Raw genomic sequence first — 17,436 nt, forward strand, 5'->3', positions numbered from 1 at the left:
GGACGGCACAGGACGGCACAGGACGGCACAGGACGGCACAGGACGGCACAGGACGGCACAGGAGCCAGCCTGACCCTGCCAGCCCACCCTAGGAGTGCGACACGCCGGACCACTTATAGAATCTTTAACTGATGGGATTACCACCCAAGAGCGCACGCCACCATGGCTCCCTGAGCTGGGAGACCACTCCCTATAGCAGAATCTCAGCGGGACGCCCCGGTTGAAACGGCCCGCTGTGCCCAACATCCTCGATATACAGAAAAGCAGCTCAAAGGTATAAGTCCCCTGTGAGCTGGGGGAGAGCCACCTCATTTACCCTGCATCTTGCGCAGAATGGGCCCAGCACACGCGACCTCGGGAGTGCGCTACTCTTTCAGAACTGTCAGCCATGTAGGGCAACAGCCCCAATACCCACCCACCGACTAGTAATTGGCGTTTACAAGGTGCAGAAAGCCCGTAGAGGAGATGATTGGCTCGGTCATTGGTAAACTTCGCGCAGGGCCAGCGAAAGCCTGTTAAAACACGTGTGGGGCACCCCGTCAGGGGTGCCCCACACTGTTACTACAACCGTATGTTATTTTTCGATTGAGTCAGCCTTGTGGCCGTCAACCTCATGTGCACCGTGGTGCTCATGGTGAGCTGCTTCGAGCTCAGCGGGAGTTACGGCAACTACGCGGTCTTCGAACCAGATCTTTGAGAGACCTGCGCGGGTCTTCTCGATCAGGCCAACCTTGCCCTTCTTGTTGGGCTGAGCCGGGATGGGTTCGGGTGACTCGAAGGAGACCAGCTCGTAGCGGCGGTATTCGTCGAGAGGCTTGTGAACCTCGATGAACTCACCGTGGGGGAGCTGGACGACCTTACCGGTTTCGATACCGTGCAGTACAAGCTCACGGTCCTTACGCTGCAGAGCCAGGCAGATGCGCTGGGTGATGAAGAAGCCGATGAGGGGACCGAATACGAAGGTAAAGCGGAGCCAGTAGGCAACGTCGTTCAGCGATACATGGAAGTGAGTTGCAATCAGGTCGGAGCTTGCCGCGATCATCAGGGATGCGTAACCAATGATGCCTGCTACACCCACACCGGTACGGAAGGGGGCGTTGCGGGGGCGAGCCAGGATGTTGTGGACGCGGTTATCCTTGGTAACCCACTGCTCAATCCAGGGCCAGAAGACCATGGCCATCATGACTGAGCCAGCCATCAGAGCGAAGGGGAGAAGGACGCTCAGAACCCAGGTACCACCGAGGAATTCAAATTCCCAGGGCCAGGGCCAGACGCCAGGCCACAGACGCAGGGCGCCGTCACCGAAGCCTACGTACCAGTCAGGCTGGGTACCGGCCTGTACCGGTGAGGGGTCGTAGGGGCCGTAGTTCCAAATCGCGTTGATGGTAAAGGTTGCGCCGAGGAAGGCGATGATACCGAACACGATGAAGAAGAAACCGCCAGCCTTGGCTGCGTAGACGGGGCCTACGGGGAAGCCAACGACGTTGTTCTCGGTGCGGCCGGGACCGGGGTACTGGGTGTGCTTGTGCAGTACAACCATGAACATGTGAATAGCCACGAGCAGCAGAAGCATCGCGGGGATAATCATGATGTGCAGGGTGTAGAGGCGACCAATCACAGCCGTACCGGGGAACTCGCCGCCGAAGAAGAAGAGCGAGATGTAGGTACCAACCAGCGGGATTGACTTGAAAATACCGTCAATAATACGCAGACCGTTACCTGAGAGCACGTCATCGGGCAGTGAGTAGCCGGTGAAGCCAGCCAGAATACCGATGATGAGCAGGGTACAACCAACAACCCAGTTCAGTTCACGAGGACGGCGGAAAGCGCCGGTGAAGAAGACGCGCAGCATGTGCACGGTCATCGCCATCATGAACATCAGAGCTGCCCAGTGGTGAATCTGACGCATCAGCAGACCACCGCGGACGTCAAAGGAGATGTCCAGGGTAGAGGCGTAAGCGGCAGACATGTGGGTGCCCTTCATGGGAACGTAGGAACCGTCGTAGGTTACCGACACCATGGTGGGGTTGAAGAAGAAGGTGAGGAAGGTACCTGAGATAATCAGGATAACCAGGCTGTAAAGCGCAACTTCACCGAACATGAATGACCAGTGGTCGGGGAAGATTTTGCGACCAAATTCCTTGATGATGCCTGAAGCACCAACACGCTGATCTACGTAGTGGGCGATACGACCGGTTGAGGTCTTCGCCTTGTAATCAGACTGCATTGAAGTCGACATTATGCTTCACCTGCCATTTCCTTGATGTGCTTTGCACGCTCCCAGTAGCCGGGGCCAACGGGCTCGTGGAAGTCACTCTGGGCGACCAGGTAGCCTTCGGAGTCAACTGCGATGGGCAGCTGGGGCAGGGCGTGGCCTGCGGGGCCGAAGATAACCTTGCACTCTTCTGCCGCGTCAAAGGTTGACTGGTGGCAGGGGCAGAGCAGGTGGTGGGTGCGCTGCTCGTACAGAGCGATGGGGCAGCCTACGTGGGTGCAAACCTTGGAGTAGGCGTAGATGCCGTCGACGTTCCAGTTTTCGCGACCGGGGGTGACCTTCTTGATGTCAGCGGGATCCAGACGCATGAGCAGTACAACTGCCTTGGCCTTTTCCTCGAGGTAGCCGTTCTCGTGGGTCAGGCTAGAGAGGGTTTCGGGCAGGACGTGGTAGGCAGAGCCCAGAGTAACGTCGGCAGCCTTAATGGGGGTGCCGGAGGGGTCGCGCACGAGGCGGACGCCTTCGTCCCACAGGGTGTACTTGAGTACTGAGGGGTCTGCGGGGCCCAGGTCACGGAACAGGGTGACGAAGGTCAGGGGAGCGAGGATGACGGAACCGATGAGGGTGTTACGAAGAAGCGGGCGACGCTTGATGCCTGATTCTTCGATGATGGTTTCAACGATTTCCTGAGCCTCTGCACGGTCCTCTTCAGAGGTAACCGCGTGACGCTCTTCGACCATTTCGTGGTCGGGCATGAGTGAGCGTGCCCAGTGGACGATACCGATACCGATACCGAACATGGCAAAAGCGATGCCGAGACCCAGCAGAAGGTTCTGCAGACGAAGCATGTTGTTTGCTTCGGGGTTCATGACATCGTAGAAGTTGCCGCTTACCTCTACACCGAAGTAGCCAATCCAGAAAAGCAGGGAGCCCAGCATGGAGATGACGAATAGCAGAACTACCTGTCGCTCGGCACCCTTAGCTTTTTTGGAATCGACGTCGGTGAGTCGGGGAGCATGCGGGGGAAGTCCGGGGTTAGCGAACTTCTCCTGACTTGCCTCTTGAGAGGTAACTACGGCAGCCTTTTCATGTGCGCCGTCACTATGGTTTCCCATGTGTTGCCTCAAATCTTCCTTGGTACGAAATTTATGTGTGTGCGTGAGCTTATGCAGCTCGTGAAGTCAGCCAGAGGGTGAATGCAATGACGATAACCAGGCCGAGGGTCCAGATCAGAAGACCTTCAGACACGGGGCCGAGTGAGCCAAGCTTGAAACCACCAACAGATGCGTTAACTTCCTGTGACTTCAGGTAAGTAATGACATCGCGCTTTTCTTCGGGGGTGATGTTTGCGTCGTTAAAGACGGGCATGTTCTGCGGGCCAGTTTCCATAGCCTCGTAGATGTGCTTCTCTGAAACGCCCATCAGGGTAGGAGCAAACTTACCGCGGGTAAGAGCACCACCAACGCCAGCAGCGTTGTGGCACATAGCGCAGTTTGCGAGGAATACCTTTGCGCCGTTGGCTGCATCGCCCTTGGAAACATCGAGGTACTCTTCTTCGGGGATGGTGGGGCCTGCACCGAGTGATGCAACGTAGGCTGCGAGCTGCTTAGTCTGCTCATCGTTGAACTGGCCGGGCTTCAGCTGAGCCTGAACGCCCTGCATCTGCATGGGCATGCGGCCGGTGCCTACCTGGAAGTCAACAGCAGCAGCGCCAACACCAATGAGTGCGGGGCCGTCTACTGAGCCTTCTGCGTTAGTACCGTGGCAGGTTGCACAGTTGGCCAGAAAGAGTTTCTGGCCTTCTGAGATGTCTTCTGCAGTGTAGGTGGTGCTTGTAGCGGCTTGAGCCTCGTTAGTAGCCGTGGCAACTGCGTAGAGGCCACCAGATAGGAGGAGGGCAAGGGCAAGCAACACGAGAGCTGCGAGCGGATGACGTCGCTTTTGAGAAAGTGCCTTCACGTCGTTGTTCCTTTGTGTGTGTGCTAGTTGGTTTATTTTTAGCGGTTACCGGTTACTTGAGGAAGTAGACGATAAGGAACAGGGCGATCCAGACGACGTCTACGAAGTGCCAGTAGTATGAAACAACGATTGCTGAGGTTGCTTCGTAGTGACCGAAACGCTTAGCAACATAGGCACGGCCGATGATCAGCAAGAAGGCGATCAGGCCGCCGGTTACGTGGAGTGCGTGGAAACCGGTGGTGATGTAGAAAGCTGAGCCGTAAGCACTTGACGCGATAGTCATACCTTCAGCTACAAGGTTTGCGTATTCGTAAGCCTGGACGGAAACGAAGAACGCACCCATGATGAAGGTGAGCAGGAACCACTCAACCATGCCCCATTCACGGACATTGAAGAGGGAACCGGTGCGGCGGGGCTTGAGCTGTTCAGCCTTGAAAACACCAAACTGGCAGGTAACGGAGCTCAGCACCAGCACGATGGTGTTGGCGAGAGCGAGAGGGACTTCAAGCAGCGGGGTGTTCTCAGCCCAAATGTCGGGGCGAGAAGCGCGCAGAGTGAAGTACATTGCGAACAGGCCGGCGAAGAACATGAGCTCTGAGGCAAGCCAAACGACGGTGCCGACAGACACCTGGTTGGGTCGATTCAGAGCGGCATGTGCCGACTTACTTGGGGTATGGGTTGCAGTTGTCACATAGACATTATGTCTGTAAAAGTGCCCGTGAACCAATAGGTAAGGGGGTTTGCTAGGAGGTGTGTTGTAAATCCTGCATATCTTCCCCCTAATCTAGGGGTTTTTACTGCAGGCTTGGCGACACGTTGTGTGTAAAACTTGCGTAACCCAAATATCAATTGCCCTGACGCGAAAAGTCCCTCCGGCGTCCGTCTCATGAGCTCGCCCGGGAACTAAAAGAACCGTAGAATGTGAGCCATGACAGGCACCATCACGTGGAAACTCATTCTCAATCAACTCGTAGCCCAGCAGGACCTCTCGTCAGACCAGATTAGCTGGGCCATGCAAGACATCATGGCGGGATCAACCCCGGAAGCTATTATCGGAGCTTTCCTGGTTGGACTTCATGTTAAAGGTGAAACCCCTGAAGAACTTGCTGCGCTAGCGCAAGGCATGCTTGACAAGGCGGAACACATAGAGGTCACCCGAGATGCTGTAGACATTGTGGGTACCGGGGGAGACCAGCAGAATACCGTCAATATTTCCACTATGGCCTCACTGGTGATTGCGGGGGCGGGTGTGCCCGTCATTAAGCACGGCAACAGGGCCTCTTCATCATCAAGTGGAAGTGCAGATGTACTGGCTGAGCTAGGCATAAATCTAAACCTAAACATTAAAGATGTGGCAGGTGCGGTAGATGCTGCGGGCATCACCTTCCTGTTTGCCCAGGTGTTCCACCCCTCCATGCGGCATGTAGCACCTGCCCGCCGCTCCATTGGTGTACCTACAGCCTTCAACTACCTCGGCCCCATGACCAATCCTGCTCGTGTCCGGGCTTCAGCCATCGGTGTAGCAGACCCCGAGATGGCCGAGAAAATTGCCGCCGTTTTCGCTTCCCGCGGCGACCATGCCCTGATTTTCCGCGGGAATGACGGCCTGGACGAAATTACCATCACCGGCGAATCACAAGTTTGGGAAACCTTCAATGGGGGAGTTGAGCACCATTCACTAACCCCCAACGATTTTGGTATTGATTGCGCCACCCTGGACGATCTACGCGGGGGAGATGCCCAGCATAACGCCCAGGTTGTGCATCAGGTTCTCGACGGGACTCCCGGCCCAATCCTCAACGCGGTTTTGCTGAATGCTGCAGCAGGCTTGACTGCTTACCGTCCGGTCGACGGCAGGCCTTTTACCGAACGCTTTGAGGAAGCCCTGCGGGACGCTCGCCAATCAGTAGAATCAGGTAAAGCTAAGGCTGTGCTTGAACGTTGGATTGCTTACAGCAACAGTAAATAACAACAAAAAGGTGTGGCCCCAGACTTTCTGGGGCCACACCTTTTTAAAGACTGTCTACATCGAGGAATTTAGGCCTTGCGACGCACCAGGGCAAGGATAAGGCGCCAGCCCACCAAGAAGACCAGAAGGGTAAGGGCTGAGACAAGAACAAAAGCAGTTGCGGCAGTATCACCAAAGGAGAGGCGCAGGCCAAGCCCAAGCACCAGGGTGCTGACCCACATCATAAAACCTTCGAGCAAAAGGGGAAGCTGCCGCCTGGAGCTCACGGCCCACACACCAAGATGGCCAGCACAGGCAGCCAGCAAGAAAGGTGCGGCGGTGGCTAATAGCTGGGATAGCGGTTCCTGGTGGCTGGTGAGCCCGATGGTAATAAAAAGAAGGACGAGGGCCAGGTCAACCAGGGCACGGATGGGCTGGGAAAAATATTTACCTGAATCAACTGAACTGAGCATAGTTTTACTCTAACGCAGGAGCGCTAAGCTCAGCAGCTGCGGGGGTAATCGAGGGCGTCTAGGGGAGCATTTTTAGCTTTACTTTACATAATGTATATTATCGGCTTTATAGAATGCCTTGCTGAGATGGTCAAATCTCCTTATATCTCACGTAATGACTAGCACAGTGAAACAGCATCAGGAAGAATAGATAAGTACTAACACACACCGACCTGTGGGAGGTACATATGATTGATTGGTTCGCTCAGAACCTCTGGGCTTTCTGGCTCACCGCTGCTATTGTTCTAGCCATTATCGAGATTTTGATGCTCGACTTCGTCTTTCTGATGATGGCCCTAGCTGCCCTGTCGGCAACGCTGAGCACCACTTTCTTCGATTCTTTTATTGCGCAGGTTGTTCTCTTTGCAATTGTTAGTATCGCCCTTCTCTTGGGGCTCCGTCCGCCGCTTATCAAGCGCTTCCACCAAAGCTCACCCAATATCGCAATGAACTCCGACGGTCTGGTTGGCCAGGATGCCCTTGTAACCCAAACCGTCACCGATCAGACCGGTCTTGCCCGTATCGCCGGTGATACCTGGACGGCCCGCCCTGAAAGCAACCAGTTGGTTCTCCCTGAAGGGTCAACAGCAACCGTCGTGGCTATCCGTGGTGCAACCGCCTACCTAGCTCCTTACACTGCAAAATAACCTTTAACTTAAAGATTAAGGTCGTAACCAATGACAGCTTCAACTATCACCACAACCATCCTGCTTACAGCCCTCGTCCTCTTGGTGCTCATCACCCTGCTCAAGGCTGTGCGCATTATTCCTCAGGCCCGCGCTGGCATTGTCGAGCGTCTGGGTAAGTACCACACCACCCTCAACCCCGGCTTCCACGTCACCGTCCCCTTTATCGACCGCGTCCTGCCCCTCATTGACCTGCGTGAACAGGTCGTGTCCTTCCCCGCCCAGTCTGTCATCACCGAAGATAACCTGGTCGTCGGTATCGATACCGTGGTCTACTTCCAGGTGACCGACCCCAAAGCCGCGACCTACGAAATCACCAACTACATCCAGGCGGTAGACGAGCTGACCAGCGCCACCCTGCGCAATGTCGTCGGTGGTCTCAACCTCGAAGAAACCCTGACCTCCCGCGACCAGATCAACAGCGAGCTGCGAGGGGTTCTCGACAGCACTACCGGCCGCTGGGGCATCCGCGTCTCCCGCGTCGATATCAAGGAAATCCAGCCCCCGCACTCCATCCAGGACTCCATGGAAAAGCAGATGCGAGCAGAGCGTGACCGCCGAGCCGCAATCCTGACCGCTGAAGGCCAGAAGCAGTCCCAGATTCTGACCGCCGAAGGTGACTCCCGTGCTGCGATTCTACGAGCAGAAGGTGAAAAGCAGTCCCAGATTCTGACCGCCGAGGGTGACGCTAAGGCAGCTATCCTGCGTGCTGACGGTGAAGCCCAGGCTATCCAGAAGGTCTTCCACGCTATCCATGCCTCGAACCCCAGCCAGAAGCTGCTGACCTACCAGTACCTGCAGACCCTGCCCAAGCTGGCCGAAGGCGATGCTAACAAGCTCTGGTTCATTCCCACCGAGCTGGGCGATGCCCTGCGCGGTATCGGCAACGCCTTCTCACCCCTGGGCAATGAAGGCACACCTGAGACCGAGGAAGAATCTACCCCTGCGACTCCCCCGTCCTCGCCCCTGGTTGACACCCCGGTGATCCGTGTGACCCCTGAAGACCTCAACCCCAACCTCGACAAGCTCGACAGCGGCGTTGAAATCCCTCAGGAGGGCGAGCTCCCTACCGGCGAATCAGCTGAGGGCACAGACCCCCACACCCCCGGCGCCTAAAGGTTATAATGGGTATTTGGCCTGCACGGTTTACCCGCCTTTGAGTAGTTACAAACCTGCAAGCACTTCAGTCACCGTTTATGGAGGAAGAAAATGAGCGATCGCAGCCTGCGCGGTATGCGCCTGGGTTCACAGTCAATGGAAACCGAATCAGGCGTGGAGCCGGCTCCCCGCCAGCGTGTGGAATACCGCACCGAAGACGGTGAACGAGTCTTCGTTACCTTCGCGCAGGAAGCTGAGATTCCCGCAACCTGGACCGCCAAGTCCGGCAAGGAGGCCTTCCTGGTTTCTGGCGACGGCAAGGTTGAAGAGAACGCTGAAAAGCCTGTTCGCACCCACTGGGATATGCTCCTGGAGCGCCGTAGTGTCGAAGAACTTGAAGAGACCCTGCAGCAGCGTCTTGAGATTTACCGGGAGCGTCACGCCCTCTAGGCTATCCTCCCTCTAAGACCAAGGGCCCCGCCAGTTATCTGGCGGGGCCCTTGGTCTTTCAACTGCTATTACTTCTTGATGAGGGAGCGGACGCGCTCTGCTCGGGCGGTCAGGCCCCAGCGGGTTACCTTGGTCATGGAGTCAACGATGATGTTGCCGTCCATCTTGGAGCTACCGATTTCACGCTCTACGAAGGTGATGGGTACTTCTACAATTTTCAGGCCGGCCTGTTCGGAGCGCCAGGCCAAATCAACCTGGAAGACGTAGCCCTTGGAGTCGATGCCTTCGAGGTTAAGCTTCTGCAGGGCTTCGCGGCGGTAGGCGCGGTAGCCCGCGGTGATGTCTTTGACCTTGGTGCCCAGAATCAGGCGGGTATAAAGGTTGGCGCCGCGGGAAAGGATCTGGCGGTGCAGGGGCCAGTTTTTGGTTTTGCCGCCGGGTACGTAGCGGGAACCGATAGCTAGGTCGGCTCCCCCTTCGATTGCCTGCAGGAGCAGGGGCAGCTGTTCGGGCTGGTGGGAGCAGTCGGCGTCCATCTCAACGAGCACGTCGTAGCCAGCTTCTAGGCCCCAGTCGAAGCCTGCCAGGTAGGCGCCACCCAGGCCGTCCTTGACGGTGCGGTGGAGGACGTTGATGTGGCTGTCTTCTGCTGCCATGGAGTCGGCAAGCTGGCCGGTGCCGTCGGGGCTGTTGTCGTCGACGACGAGGATGTCGCAGTCGGGCACGGCTGCGCGCAGGCGCTCTACTACGATGGGAAGGTTTTCCTTCTCATTGTAGGTAGGAATCACGGTTAGTACTCGCATGCGGTCTCCTTGTCATGGCCCATCCGAATCGTGGGACGGCGTGTAAACCAGTTTTTCATTATATAGGGTGCAGGTGCCCGAGCGTGTATCGCGGGCCTGGGTCTGAGGTGACGCCTAGCCCACTTTGCGGCCGCTGCGGTACAGGCTGACCAGTTCAGGGCGGGGTACGTCGGGGGCCAGGACGGGAAGCAGCGGGGTTCGGGCGCGCGGGTCGGTGCTCCAGGCGGCTATGCGGCTGTCAGGGGTCTGCACGATGAGTTCGGTGATGGTCCAGAGGGCGCAGTGGGCGGGGGCTCCGGGCACGAGCTGGCCGGTGAAGGGGTTGGGGGCGGACGCGGCGCGGTAGACTGCGCGGGTGCAGGCGGCAAAAGCTGCGCGAGCCGATACTGCCTGTTCTGTCTGTGCGGGGTTGACGGCGGCGTTCACCAGTTCCCAGCCCAATAGCGAGGGTCGGGTACCGGGGTCTGACCCTAGGGTTACCGCAGCACCCGCAGCCAGGGCCCGGCCAAAGGCTTCGCCGGAGCGGTCGAAGTCACCTGAGAAACCGAGGGTGACCTGTAGGTTTTTGGCTTGTTCCAGGTCGCTGTGGTCTAGTTCGGTGAGACCCTCCAGGCTGGGGCTGATACGCAGACGGGTGAGCCCATCAAGAGGCGCCAGATGAGCCAGGTACTCCCCTACCTGAGCCGCCTCGGTGACCACCAACATGAGCTGCAGGCGCTTTTCGGCCAGCGAAGCCAGTAACTGCGAGCTAAGCTCTCCCGGGGAGGAGACAAAGATACCGCGGACGCCAGCGGGCAGTTCCCTGCCACCCTCAAGGCTGCCTACGGGAAGGTAGTAGTCAGCAGCTACCGCAGGGTGCGCCGCCGGGAGCTCCTGCGCGAAATCGGTGAGCAACAGGCGGGCATAACCGTAGCCAGCTGCCGCTAGCTCATCGAGCAGGGCGGGAGCGTCCGCCCCGGTCGTAGAAGCCGCCGCCAGGGCAAAGCTGGGGGTGACCAGGCGTCCGCCCAGCTCCTGCACGGTCATGGAGGAATCCGTGATGGAGCGGGCACCGGCGTCCTGCCCCACCCACTCCACCCGCCCCTCGTTCATGACCAGGGCGGTGGCAAAGGGGTCAGCAGGGCTGTAGACGGAGCCATCAAGCATGACAAGAGCGGGCATCGTTGCCGTCCTTTCAAAAACAGGGGTAAAGAAGATTAAAGCTGGGTTGCAACTACGCCGCGGCGCAGCAGGTTAATGGCTGCCTCGCACTGGGTGCGTAGCTGGGGGTCGGATGAGGCAACGTGAGCGATCTGGTCAAGGCTGTCGATGACCTGTTTAGTCCAGCGCACGAAGTCACCAGCAGCAAGATCGGTACTCTCGATAGCCTGGGCCAGGCTCTTCCCCCGGGCCCACTTATAGACGGGCCAAACCATACCAAAATCGGGTGAGGCAGTCTGGGGTAGACGGTGAAGTTTTTCGGCGTCATTGAGCTTGTTCCAGTGCTTCAGCACGGTCATCAGTGCCCCCTCAACCCCGTGACCGGGGTAGCGAGACAGCAAACCCAGCTCATCGCGTTTAGCCTCATAGACCAGGGCTGAGACCACCGCAGCGGTAGAAGCCGGATCAAGGCCCTGCAAGAAGCCGTCCTCAAGGCAGAGGGAGGTCAGCAGGTCCTTCTCGCCGTAAACCCGGCGCAGGGAGGCACCCCGGGCGGTGAGCACGCGACGCCCCTCGACTGTCTCAACGTAACCGTAGCTAGCCAGCAGCTGGGTAATACGCTCAAAGACCTGGGCGATAGTGTTGGTGCGGCGCTCAATCTGACGGCGCAAACCGTCGGTATCGCGTGACAGGCGGTACCAGCGCTCAGCCCACCGGGCATGATTCTCGCGGTCAGAGCACCCGTGGCAGGGGTGGTTGCGCAGGGCCCGGCGCAGCTCCTCAATCTTCTGTTCGTCCCCGCGCTCGCGCTCGTTGAAGTACTTCTTCTGAGACCCCGAGCGGGCAGGAAGCCCCTGATAGAGGGCCTCACGCATACGAGAGGCCATGTCCCGGCGGTCCTTGGGGGTCTTGCCGGTGAACTTCTTTGACACCTTAATCTTCGAAACCGGCAGAACAGGCCCGTCGAGGTCGCGGGGGTCGAGGCGGCGTAGCTGCGCCGCCATCGTCAGAATGGACGGGCGCGGGTCGTCCAGAGACTCGGCCCTGGCCAGCACCACGGCGGGGCCCGCATTACGGCCCCGGGGGATTTCGATGATATCGCCGGGCAGCAGGTCAAGGACGGACGCCACCGCCTGGGACTGCCGCAGACGGCTACGGCCCTTCTCGGCCTTTTTCTCAAGGTCAGAGAGGTCACGGCGGATGCGGGCGTACTCGGTAAAATCACCCAGATGGCAGGTCATCGCCTCTTCGAAACCTGCCAGAGCCTTTTCGTTCTTCCTCACCCGAGAAGCCACTCCCACCACCGACTTATCGGCCTGGAACTGGGCAAAGGAGCTTTCCAGAATCTTCTTGGTGCGCTCAGTGCCAAACTGGGCAATCAGGTTGGCGCTCATATTGTAGGTGGGCTTGAAAGAGGAATTGAGGGGGTAGGTGCGCTTCGAGGCCAGGCCCGCTACCTGCTGGGGCTCTAGTCCGGGGCGCCACATGACCACAGCGTGACCCTCAACGTCGATACCGCGGCGGCCCGCGCGTCCGGTCAGCTGGGTGTACTCCCCCGGCGTAATATCCACGTGGGTCTCACCGTTGAACTTGGTGAGCTTCTCTAGAACCACCGACCGGGCCGGCATATTGATTCCCAGGGCCAAAGTCTCGGTGGCAAAAACCATACGAATGAGCCCCTCGGAGAAGAGGGTTTCAACGACTTCCTTGAAGATGGGTAGCAGGCCTGCGTGGTGGGCTGCTACGCCCCTCATCAGGCCCTCACGCCATTCGTAAAAACCAAGTACAGCTAGGTCACTAGTCTCAAGGCCAGCGGTAGCCTCGGCAATATAGGCCCGGATAGCCTGGGCCTCAGCCTCAGTTGTCAGGCGAATGTCGGCGTCAATGCACTGGGACACCGCAGCGTCGCACCCCACCCGCGAGAAAATAAAACAGATGCCGGGTAGAAAACCCGCCTTGTCGAGGGACCGAATCATCTCGGGGCGGCTAATGCGCTGGGGGCGGACGGGTGCGCTCGCCTCGTCCGTGCCCGGTCGGTTCTCGCGGTCATAGCCCTGTGCCTTGTAGCCCTGGTTGCGGCTACGCTTGCCCTTGCCCAGGCGGGAGAAGGACTTGCCACCGGCCCCCCGTGAGGGGCGGGGCCGGCGTCCGACCCGTATCAGTTCCGGGTTGACCTCGGGCAGGTCGGTAGCAGCGGCGGCGTCCTCGACGGTGGTGTCGCCGGCAAAGAGATCCATGAGGTGGCGGCCCACCATTACGTGCTGCCAGAGGGGAACCGGGCGGTGCTCAGAGACGATAATGTCTGTCTGACCGCGCACGGTATCGAGCCAGGCCCCAAACTCTTCGGCGTTGGAAATAGTGGCCGATAGAGCAATGACAGAGATGGATTCGGGCAGGTGAATAATGCATTCTTCCCACACTGCACCGCGGGAGCGGTCAGCTAGGTAGTGCACCTCATCCATGACGACGTAGCCCAGGTTGGCTAAGGTGGCTGAGTCTGCATAGAGCATGTTGCGCAGCACCTCGGTGGTCATCACGACCACGGGGGCTTCGGAGTTAATGGAGGTATCACCGGTGAGCAAACCGACGGCGTCCTCACCGTAGGCTGCTACCAGGTCGTTGTACTTCTGGTTGCTCAGGGCTTTGATGGGGGTGGTGTAAAAAGCCTTCTTGCCCTGTGAAAGAGCCAGGTAGATAGCGAACTCACCCACAATGGTTTTGCCTGCCCCGGTGGGGGCAGCAACCAGCACCCCTCTGCCGTCTTCAACCGAGGTGCAGGCCTGGCGCTGGAAGTCATCCAGGTCGAAACTCAGGGTCTGCTCAAATCGGTAGAGGGCGGTCTTAGAGAAGGTGGCGCGTTCTTTGGCGCGCAGGTACTGTTCAGCGTAGCTAGCCATATGTCTAATCTTAGGCGCTAGTTTTCGAACAAGTGCGCCCCGCAGTCAGCTTTCGTTCCAGCGCGAACAAAAAACCGCCCCGGTGCTGTACACCGGGGCGGGGACGTTTAGGAGCGACCCAACTGGTCGAGTTCTTCGAGGCTGGTGGCCCGGTTGAGTTCTTCGTCGCTAAGACCTGCTTCTATACGAGCCCGCTTCTTAGCTCGGCGTTTATCGTTGAGGAGAGATATCCCAATCGCAAGGAAGAAGAAAAAGAGCAGAGGAAGCATGAGGTAGACCATGGACATGATTTCGCCGCCAGGCGCAGCCATAGCCGCAATGATAGCCACGATTAGCACTACCCATCGCCAGGACTTAAGCATCGCCTTACCGCTAATTAATCCAATGAAATTAAGACCAACCAGGAGAACCGGAAGAACAAAAGCGATACCGAAGGCAAGCATAAACTTGACCACAAAACTGATGTACACATCGGCTGTCAGTAAGTTGGTTGCACCGTTAGGGCTGAACTGGGTCAATGTTGAAATTGCGCTGGGGAGTAACCACCAGGCCAGGCCAGTTCCTAACAAGAACATCGGAAGTGCTGTAAAGGTAAAACCTAGTGTGTAGAGCTTCTCTTTTTTATACAGAGCCGGAGTGATGAAGGCCCAAAGCTGATAAATCCAAACGGGACTTGCAATAACCAGACCAATGTAGAGCGAAATTCGAATCATCTGGTCGAAAGGTGAAATTGCAGTGGAGTAGTTCAGAGCAGCAGTACGACCCTCTTCAGTGTTGATAGCGTACACCGGAGCACTGATAGCATTCATAAAAGGCTCATAGAGAAAGAATCCGCCAATAGCGCAGATTACAGTTGCTACTGTCGCTTTAATGAGGCGGTTGCGGAATTCGCGAAAGTGCTCGCCGAGGGCCATAGTGGCCTGGGGATTATTCTTTCGGCTGGTTGATTTAGCCATGGGTGCCTTCTGCTGAAACTCTTGGAGCCCATAAACCCGCACCCTGGTGGCCAGGGTACGGGTCGGGCGGTTAACTCACGAACGCTCTAGGGGTGAGAACTTAGTTCTGTGAGCCCTTGTTCTGGTCGGTAGTGGTGGGGTTATTGATGACCTCACCGGAAACAACGGAGTCGTTGGTATCGCCGTTTGCTTGGTTATTCTTATTGGAATCGCTCTTCAGGCCGTCGACTTCAGATTTGAAGATGCGCATGGACTGGCCGAGGCTGCGGGCCATGCCGGGGAGCTTGGGAGCACCGAAAAGGAGAATGACGATGATGACTAGGACGACCCAGTGCCAACCTTGAATATTCATTAGTATCACCTTTCTTGAAGACGTTTAAGGTCTCCGAGGAGTTGGGGCTGACCTAGTTCATCACGGCGCTGGGAGCGACGGCGAGCTCGGTCGAGCGTTCGAGTGTTTTTGCCCTGGATATAGTCTGCGTAGGCGGTTCCTACGGGGGTGAAAAGAGCCGGTTGAGGTTCTTCTCTGAGGGGCTGAGCGTGGCTAGCCTGCCCCAGTGCATCCGTAATGGTGGACTCCCACTCTTGGGCGGCGTCGAGTGCCCCCAAGGCTTTGCGGAAGACGCGGTATAGCAGCCAGGCTAGCAGGCAGAGCGAGCTCACGACGAGCACGGTCCACAAAACTATCCAAAACCACCAAGGCATAGTGACAATTATATAACCCAAGCGCCTTTAGTTTTGAGAATATGTTGCTGTGGGCTTGCACTGATTCTGCTGGGTGATGGGTTACCAGCGGTTACAGGGCTTTATCTTGACCGACTAGTCACCCAGCAGCTCAATCAGGCTAGCCCGCAGGTGGTCGGGGCTTAGTAGTCGGACGGTGGGGCCAAGATCTATCAGAAGTTGCAGGGCCCACAGCGTATGGGCAACCGGTATTTTGTAGAAGGTCACACCGTTTTCGTCGGCGATTTCAAGCGCATACCGCTGCAAAACGCTGTGGGTCTTTTCCCTTAGGGCAGGGGGTAGGCTTTTCGAAACGGCCAAAATCATCATTTCGGCAGCTACCTGCCCCTTGGTGAGCTGGGTGAGCCAGCTTCGGGGGCTGATCGGGGCGGACGCACCCTCCCCCTGCCCGAGACCGGTCTGGTAGGACCCGCTCAAACTATCGCCTTCAACAAGGCTCATGCTCAAGATCTGGTCAAGCCTAAAGTGCCGTACCTGACGGCTGAGCCGGCACCAGGCTTGCAGGTAACGGGGGCCGTTATCGACCATGAGAGCTAGCGGTTCAATCACGCGCTGGGTCATTGAGCGGTGGGAACGGTAGGTAATTTCGAGCGGTATCTTGTCGTCGAGAGCTCGCTGAATCATCGGGTCAAGGTCAGCCCGATAGACGCCCACCCGCTCAGGCATGGGAGCAACGTCGGGGGCGGCCTCCCCCGCAACCGAAGCCCAGACCTTCTGACGCAGGTGGCTGTAAAAGGACTCAGTATCGAGACTGGCAGATAGGTCCAGGGCAAGGCTGAGGACTAGTGCCTCGGTTTCGGTCAGGGAGACGCCACGGGTCAAGACCTGCTGCCGTCGTATGGTCACAAAGCCCTGAGAGTTGATGTCTAAAGCCAGGGATTCAAACCCTACGCTACTGGCTAACCCTTCTAACTGAATACGGGCTTTTGACTCCGTGGTAGAAAAGAAATCGGCCAGGGTAGCTAGCGGCAGGCCACCGGTGCTTTCCACCAGGGAGACCATCAGTAGAAGCCTCATCAGCTGATCAGCGGCGCTTTCACGCGACCGCTGGGCGGCTACCGGCTTCCAAGCCTTTGCACGCTCTGGAATTGCTAGGTCAGGCAAAGAGGTGTGCCAGGCCCTCAGCTCCTGCCGCAGCCCGGCTTCTTTCTCAGCAACCTTCTGCTGGTAACCCTGAACCACGCCAGCAACCTCGCTGCCTAAGGGGAGCAGGTGGGTGCGTCCGTCCTTTATAGCCTGCAGGGCAGACTCCACCAGCCCGTAGGAGGGGCTCAGCTGCGGCTCGTCCTCCCCGTCGTCCTCTGCCACCAGAGGCAGGCTGGCAACTAGCGGAACCTGCTCGGGCTCCAAGGCCGCCAGCTCCCGCACCATCGAAAAGGACGCCGGAGGTTCCGGCCCCTCCACCGCAAGAACAGCCAGGCCCGCAGCCCGGTCAAGCCGAAAAATACGCTGGCCCTGCCGGGCCCTATCCCAGCCCACCAGATACCAGTGCCCAAACCGTAAACCTAAGCCCCAGCAGGTAACCGTCCGCACCTCATCCTGGCCAGCATACTGAAAACTCACTCCCTTGCCCTCAGCCACCGCCGCCAGGCACTCAGCAACCCCGGGAACCGTGGTAAACCGGGCCGGCTCCCCCAGCTCACCGCCCAGGCGCTGGCCCACACTCGCCCCCACCTTCAGCAAGGCAGCCCGAGCCAAGCGCTCCAGCTCGGTGCCCTCCCAGGCCCTGGCACAGTGACTCAAAACCACCACATCCAAGGCAGAAAAATCAGCAACCGCCTGAGACTTGCTCTCAAGACGGTACACAAAACCCAGCTGTGACCGGTCAGCCCGCTCAGCTACCAGCTCAACACCCAAGGCTCGCAAGACCTGCTTATCCCGCTCAAACATACGCTCAAAAGCAGCATCTGTAGCGGCTAGATCATACCCCGGCACCCGCTGACGCAGGGCCTGTCGGTCCAGCCCCCAGGGGGCCGACGAAAGCACATCAAGCAGGGCAGCGGCACGTTCAACAGCTTTAGAAGTCAC

Annotated in this window: 16 protein-coding genes; 4 read left to right on the forward strand and 12 right to left on the reverse strand. The window is 58.0% G+C overall.

The features are described 5' to 3' along the window. Positions 1-574: 574 nt before the first annotated feature. From qcrB to ctaE, 4 genes are read right to left on the reverse strand one after another with little or no spacing between them, the layout of a single operon-like run. Positions 575-2,239, reverse strand: a complete 1,665-nt coding sequence (gene qcrB, locus ACRCJM_RS10985) for a cytochrome bc1 complex cytochrome b subunit (protein ID WP_431464936.1) — start codon at positions 2,237-2,239, stop codon at positions 575-577. Next, the gene (gene qcrA, locus ACRCJM_RS10990) at positions 2,239-3,330 is read right to left on the reverse strand and encodes a cytochrome bc1 complex Rieske iron-sulfur subunit (protein WP_185172913.1); all 1,092 of its coding nucleotides are present in this window, start codon (positions 3,328-3,330) and stop codon (positions 2,239-2,241) included. The genes qcrB and qcrA overlap by 1 nt, the downstream gene beginning before the upstream one ends. Positions 3,331-3,379: 49 nt before the next feature. Then, a complete protein-coding gene (gene qcrC, locus ACRCJM_RS10995; RefSeq protein WP_185172914.1) occupies positions 3,380-4,174 on the reverse strand; it encodes a cytochrome bc1 complex diheme cytochrome c subunit in 795 nt (264 codons plus the stop codon). Between the two features lie 52 nt (positions 4,175-4,226). Continuing rightward, the gene (gene ctaE / locus ACRCJM_RS11000; protein WP_185172915.1) at positions 4,227-4,865 is read right to left on the reverse strand and encodes an aa3-type cytochrome oxidase subunit III; all 639 of its coding nucleotides are present in this window, start codon (positions 4,863-4,865) and stop codon (positions 4,227-4,229) included. Between the two features lie 237 nt (positions 4,866-5,102). On the opposite strand from ctaE, the gene trpD reads away from it, so the two are divergent. Next, complete coding sequence (trpD, locus tag ACRCJM_RS11005) at positions 5,103-6,143, forward strand: anthranilate phosphoribosyltransferase (protein WP_431464937.1); 1,041 nt, start codon at positions 5,103-5,105, stop codon at positions 6,141-6,143. Between the two features lie 68 nt (positions 6,144-6,211). On the opposite strand, the gene ACRCJM_RS11010 is transcribed toward trpD, so the two are convergent. After that, positions 6,212-6,595, reverse strand: a complete 384-nt coding sequence (locus ACRCJM_RS11010; RefSeq protein ID WP_237210438.1) for a DUF3054 domain-containing protein — start codon at positions 6,593-6,595, stop codon at positions 6,212-6,214. Positions 6,596-6,822: 227 nt separating this feature from the next. Here ACRCJM_RS11010 and ACRCJM_RS11015 point away from each other — a divergent pair, with 227 nt between their 5' ends. From ACRCJM_RS11015 to ACRCJM_RS11025, 3 genes are all read left to right on the forward strand, one after another. Beyond that, positions 6,823-7,281 (forward strand): NfeD family protein, encoded by a 459-nt coding sequence (locus ACRCJM_RS11015; protein WP_431464938.1) that lies wholly within the window; start codon positions 6,823-6,825, stop codon positions 7,279-7,281. 30 nt (positions 7,282-7,311) lie between these two features. After that, positions 7,312-8,436 (forward strand): SPFH domain-containing protein, encoded by a 1,125-nt coding sequence (locus tag ACRCJM_RS11020; protein ID WP_431464939.1) that lies wholly within the window; start codon positions 7,312-7,314, stop codon positions 8,434-8,436. Between the two features lie 93 nt (positions 8,437-8,529). Then, on the forward strand, positions 8,530-8,868 hold the full coding sequence (locus tag ACRCJM_RS11025; protein WP_135011868.1) for an RNA polymerase-binding protein RbpA: 339 nt from the start codon (positions 8,530-8,532) through the stop codon (positions 8,866-8,868). A 68-nt stretch (positions 8,869-8,936) separates the two neighbouring features. Here ACRCJM_RS11025 and ACRCJM_RS11030 read toward each other — a convergent pair whose 3' ends face one another. The 7 genes from ACRCJM_RS11030 to ACRCJM_RS11060 all read right to left on the reverse strand — a co-directional run bounded on the left by ACRCJM_RS11030 (position 8,937) and on the right by ACRCJM_RS11060 (position 17,436). Beyond that, positions 8,937-9,671, reverse strand: a complete 735-nt coding sequence (locus tag ACRCJM_RS11030; RefSeq protein ID WP_431464940.1) for a polyprenol monophosphomannose synthase — start codon at positions 9,669-9,671, stop codon at positions 8,937-8,939. A 114-nt stretch (positions 9,672-9,785) separates the two neighbouring features. Next, positions 9,786-10,832, reverse strand: a complete 1,047-nt coding sequence (locus ACRCJM_RS11035) for a hypothetical protein (protein WP_431464941.1) — start codon at positions 10,830-10,832, stop codon at positions 9,786-9,788. A gap of 35 nt (positions 10,833-10,867) precedes the next feature. Next, entirely contained in the window at positions 10,868-13,708 is a 2,841-nt protein-coding gene (locus ACRCJM_RS11040; protein WP_431464942.1) for a DEAD/DEAH box helicase, read from the reverse strand. A 107-nt stretch (positions 13,709-13,815) separates the two neighbouring features. Then, positions 13,816-14,664, reverse strand: coding sequence for a twin-arginine translocase subunit TatC (tatC, locus tag ACRCJM_RS11045; protein WP_237242238.1), 849 nt, complete (start codon positions 14,662-14,664; stop codon positions 13,816-13,818). 100 nt (positions 14,665-14,764) lie between these two features. Next, a complete protein-coding gene (tatA, locus tag ACRCJM_RS11050) occupies positions 14,765-15,016 on the reverse strand; it encodes a Sec-independent protein translocase subunit TatA (protein ID WP_237222753.1) in 252 nt (83 codons plus the stop codon). A 5-nt stretch (positions 15,017-15,021) separates the two neighbouring features. Further along, positions 15,022-15,336, reverse strand: a complete 315-nt coding sequence (locus ACRCJM_RS11055; protein WP_431464943.1) for a hypothetical protein — start codon at positions 15,334-15,336, stop codon at positions 15,022-15,024. Between the two features lie 147 nt (positions 15,337-15,483). Next, a complete protein-coding gene (locus ACRCJM_RS11060; protein WP_431464944.1) occupies positions 15,484-17,436 on the reverse strand; it encodes a helix-turn-helix transcriptional regulator in 1,953 nt (650 codons plus the stop codon).

Origin of the sequence: Rothia sp. L_38, assembly GCF_050689125.1 — a bacterium.
GTDB lineage: Bacteria > Actinomycetota > Actinomycetes > Actinomycetales > Micrococcaceae > Rothia.

Coding starts and splice junctions, on each gene's coding strand:
- ACRCJM_RS11025 (WP_135011868.1), top strand. CDS start 8,530: ATGAGCGATCGCAGCCTGCGCGGTATGCGCCTGGGTTCACAGTCAATG.
- tatC (WP_237242238.1), bottom strand. CDS start 14,664: ATGGCTAAATCAACCAGCCGAAAGAATAATCCCCAGGCCACTATGGCC.
- qcrA (WP_185172913.1), bottom strand. CDS start 3,330: ATGGGAAACCATAGTGACGGCGCACATGAAAAGGCTGCCGTAGTTACC.
- ACRCJM_RS11020 (WP_431464939.1), top strand. CDS start 7,312: ATGACAGCTTCAACTATCACCACAACCATCCTGCTTACAGCCCTCGTC.
- trpD (WP_431464937.1), top strand. CDS start 5,103: ATGACAGGCACCATCACGTGGAAACTCATTCTCAATCAACTCGTAGCC.
- ACRCJM_RS11015 (WP_431464938.1), top strand. CDS start 6,823: ATGATTGATTGGTTCGCTCAGAACCTCTGGGCTTTCTGGCTCACCGCT.
- ACRCJM_RS11030 (WP_431464940.1), bottom strand. CDS start 9,671: ATGCGAGTACTAACCGTGATTCCTACCTACAATGAGAAGGAAAACCTT.
- ACRCJM_RS11035 (WP_431464941.1), bottom strand. CDS start 10,832: ATGCCCGCTCTTGTCATGCTTGATGGCTCCGTCTACAGCCCTGCTGAC.
- tatA (WP_237222753.1), bottom strand. CDS start 15,016: ATGAATATTCAAGGTTGGCACTGGGTCGTCCTAGTCATCATCGTCATT.
- qcrB (WP_431464936.1), bottom strand. CDS start 2,239: ATGTCGACTTCAATGCAGTCTGATTACAAGGCGAAGACCTCAACCGGT.
- ACRCJM_RS11040 (WP_431464942.1), bottom strand. CDS start 13,708: ATGGCTAGCTACGCTGAACAGTACCTGCGCGCCAAAGAACGCGCCACC.
- ACRCJM_RS11010 (WP_237210438.1), bottom strand. CDS start 6,595: ATGCTCAGTTCAGTTGATTCAGGTAAATATTTTTCCCAGCCCATCCGT.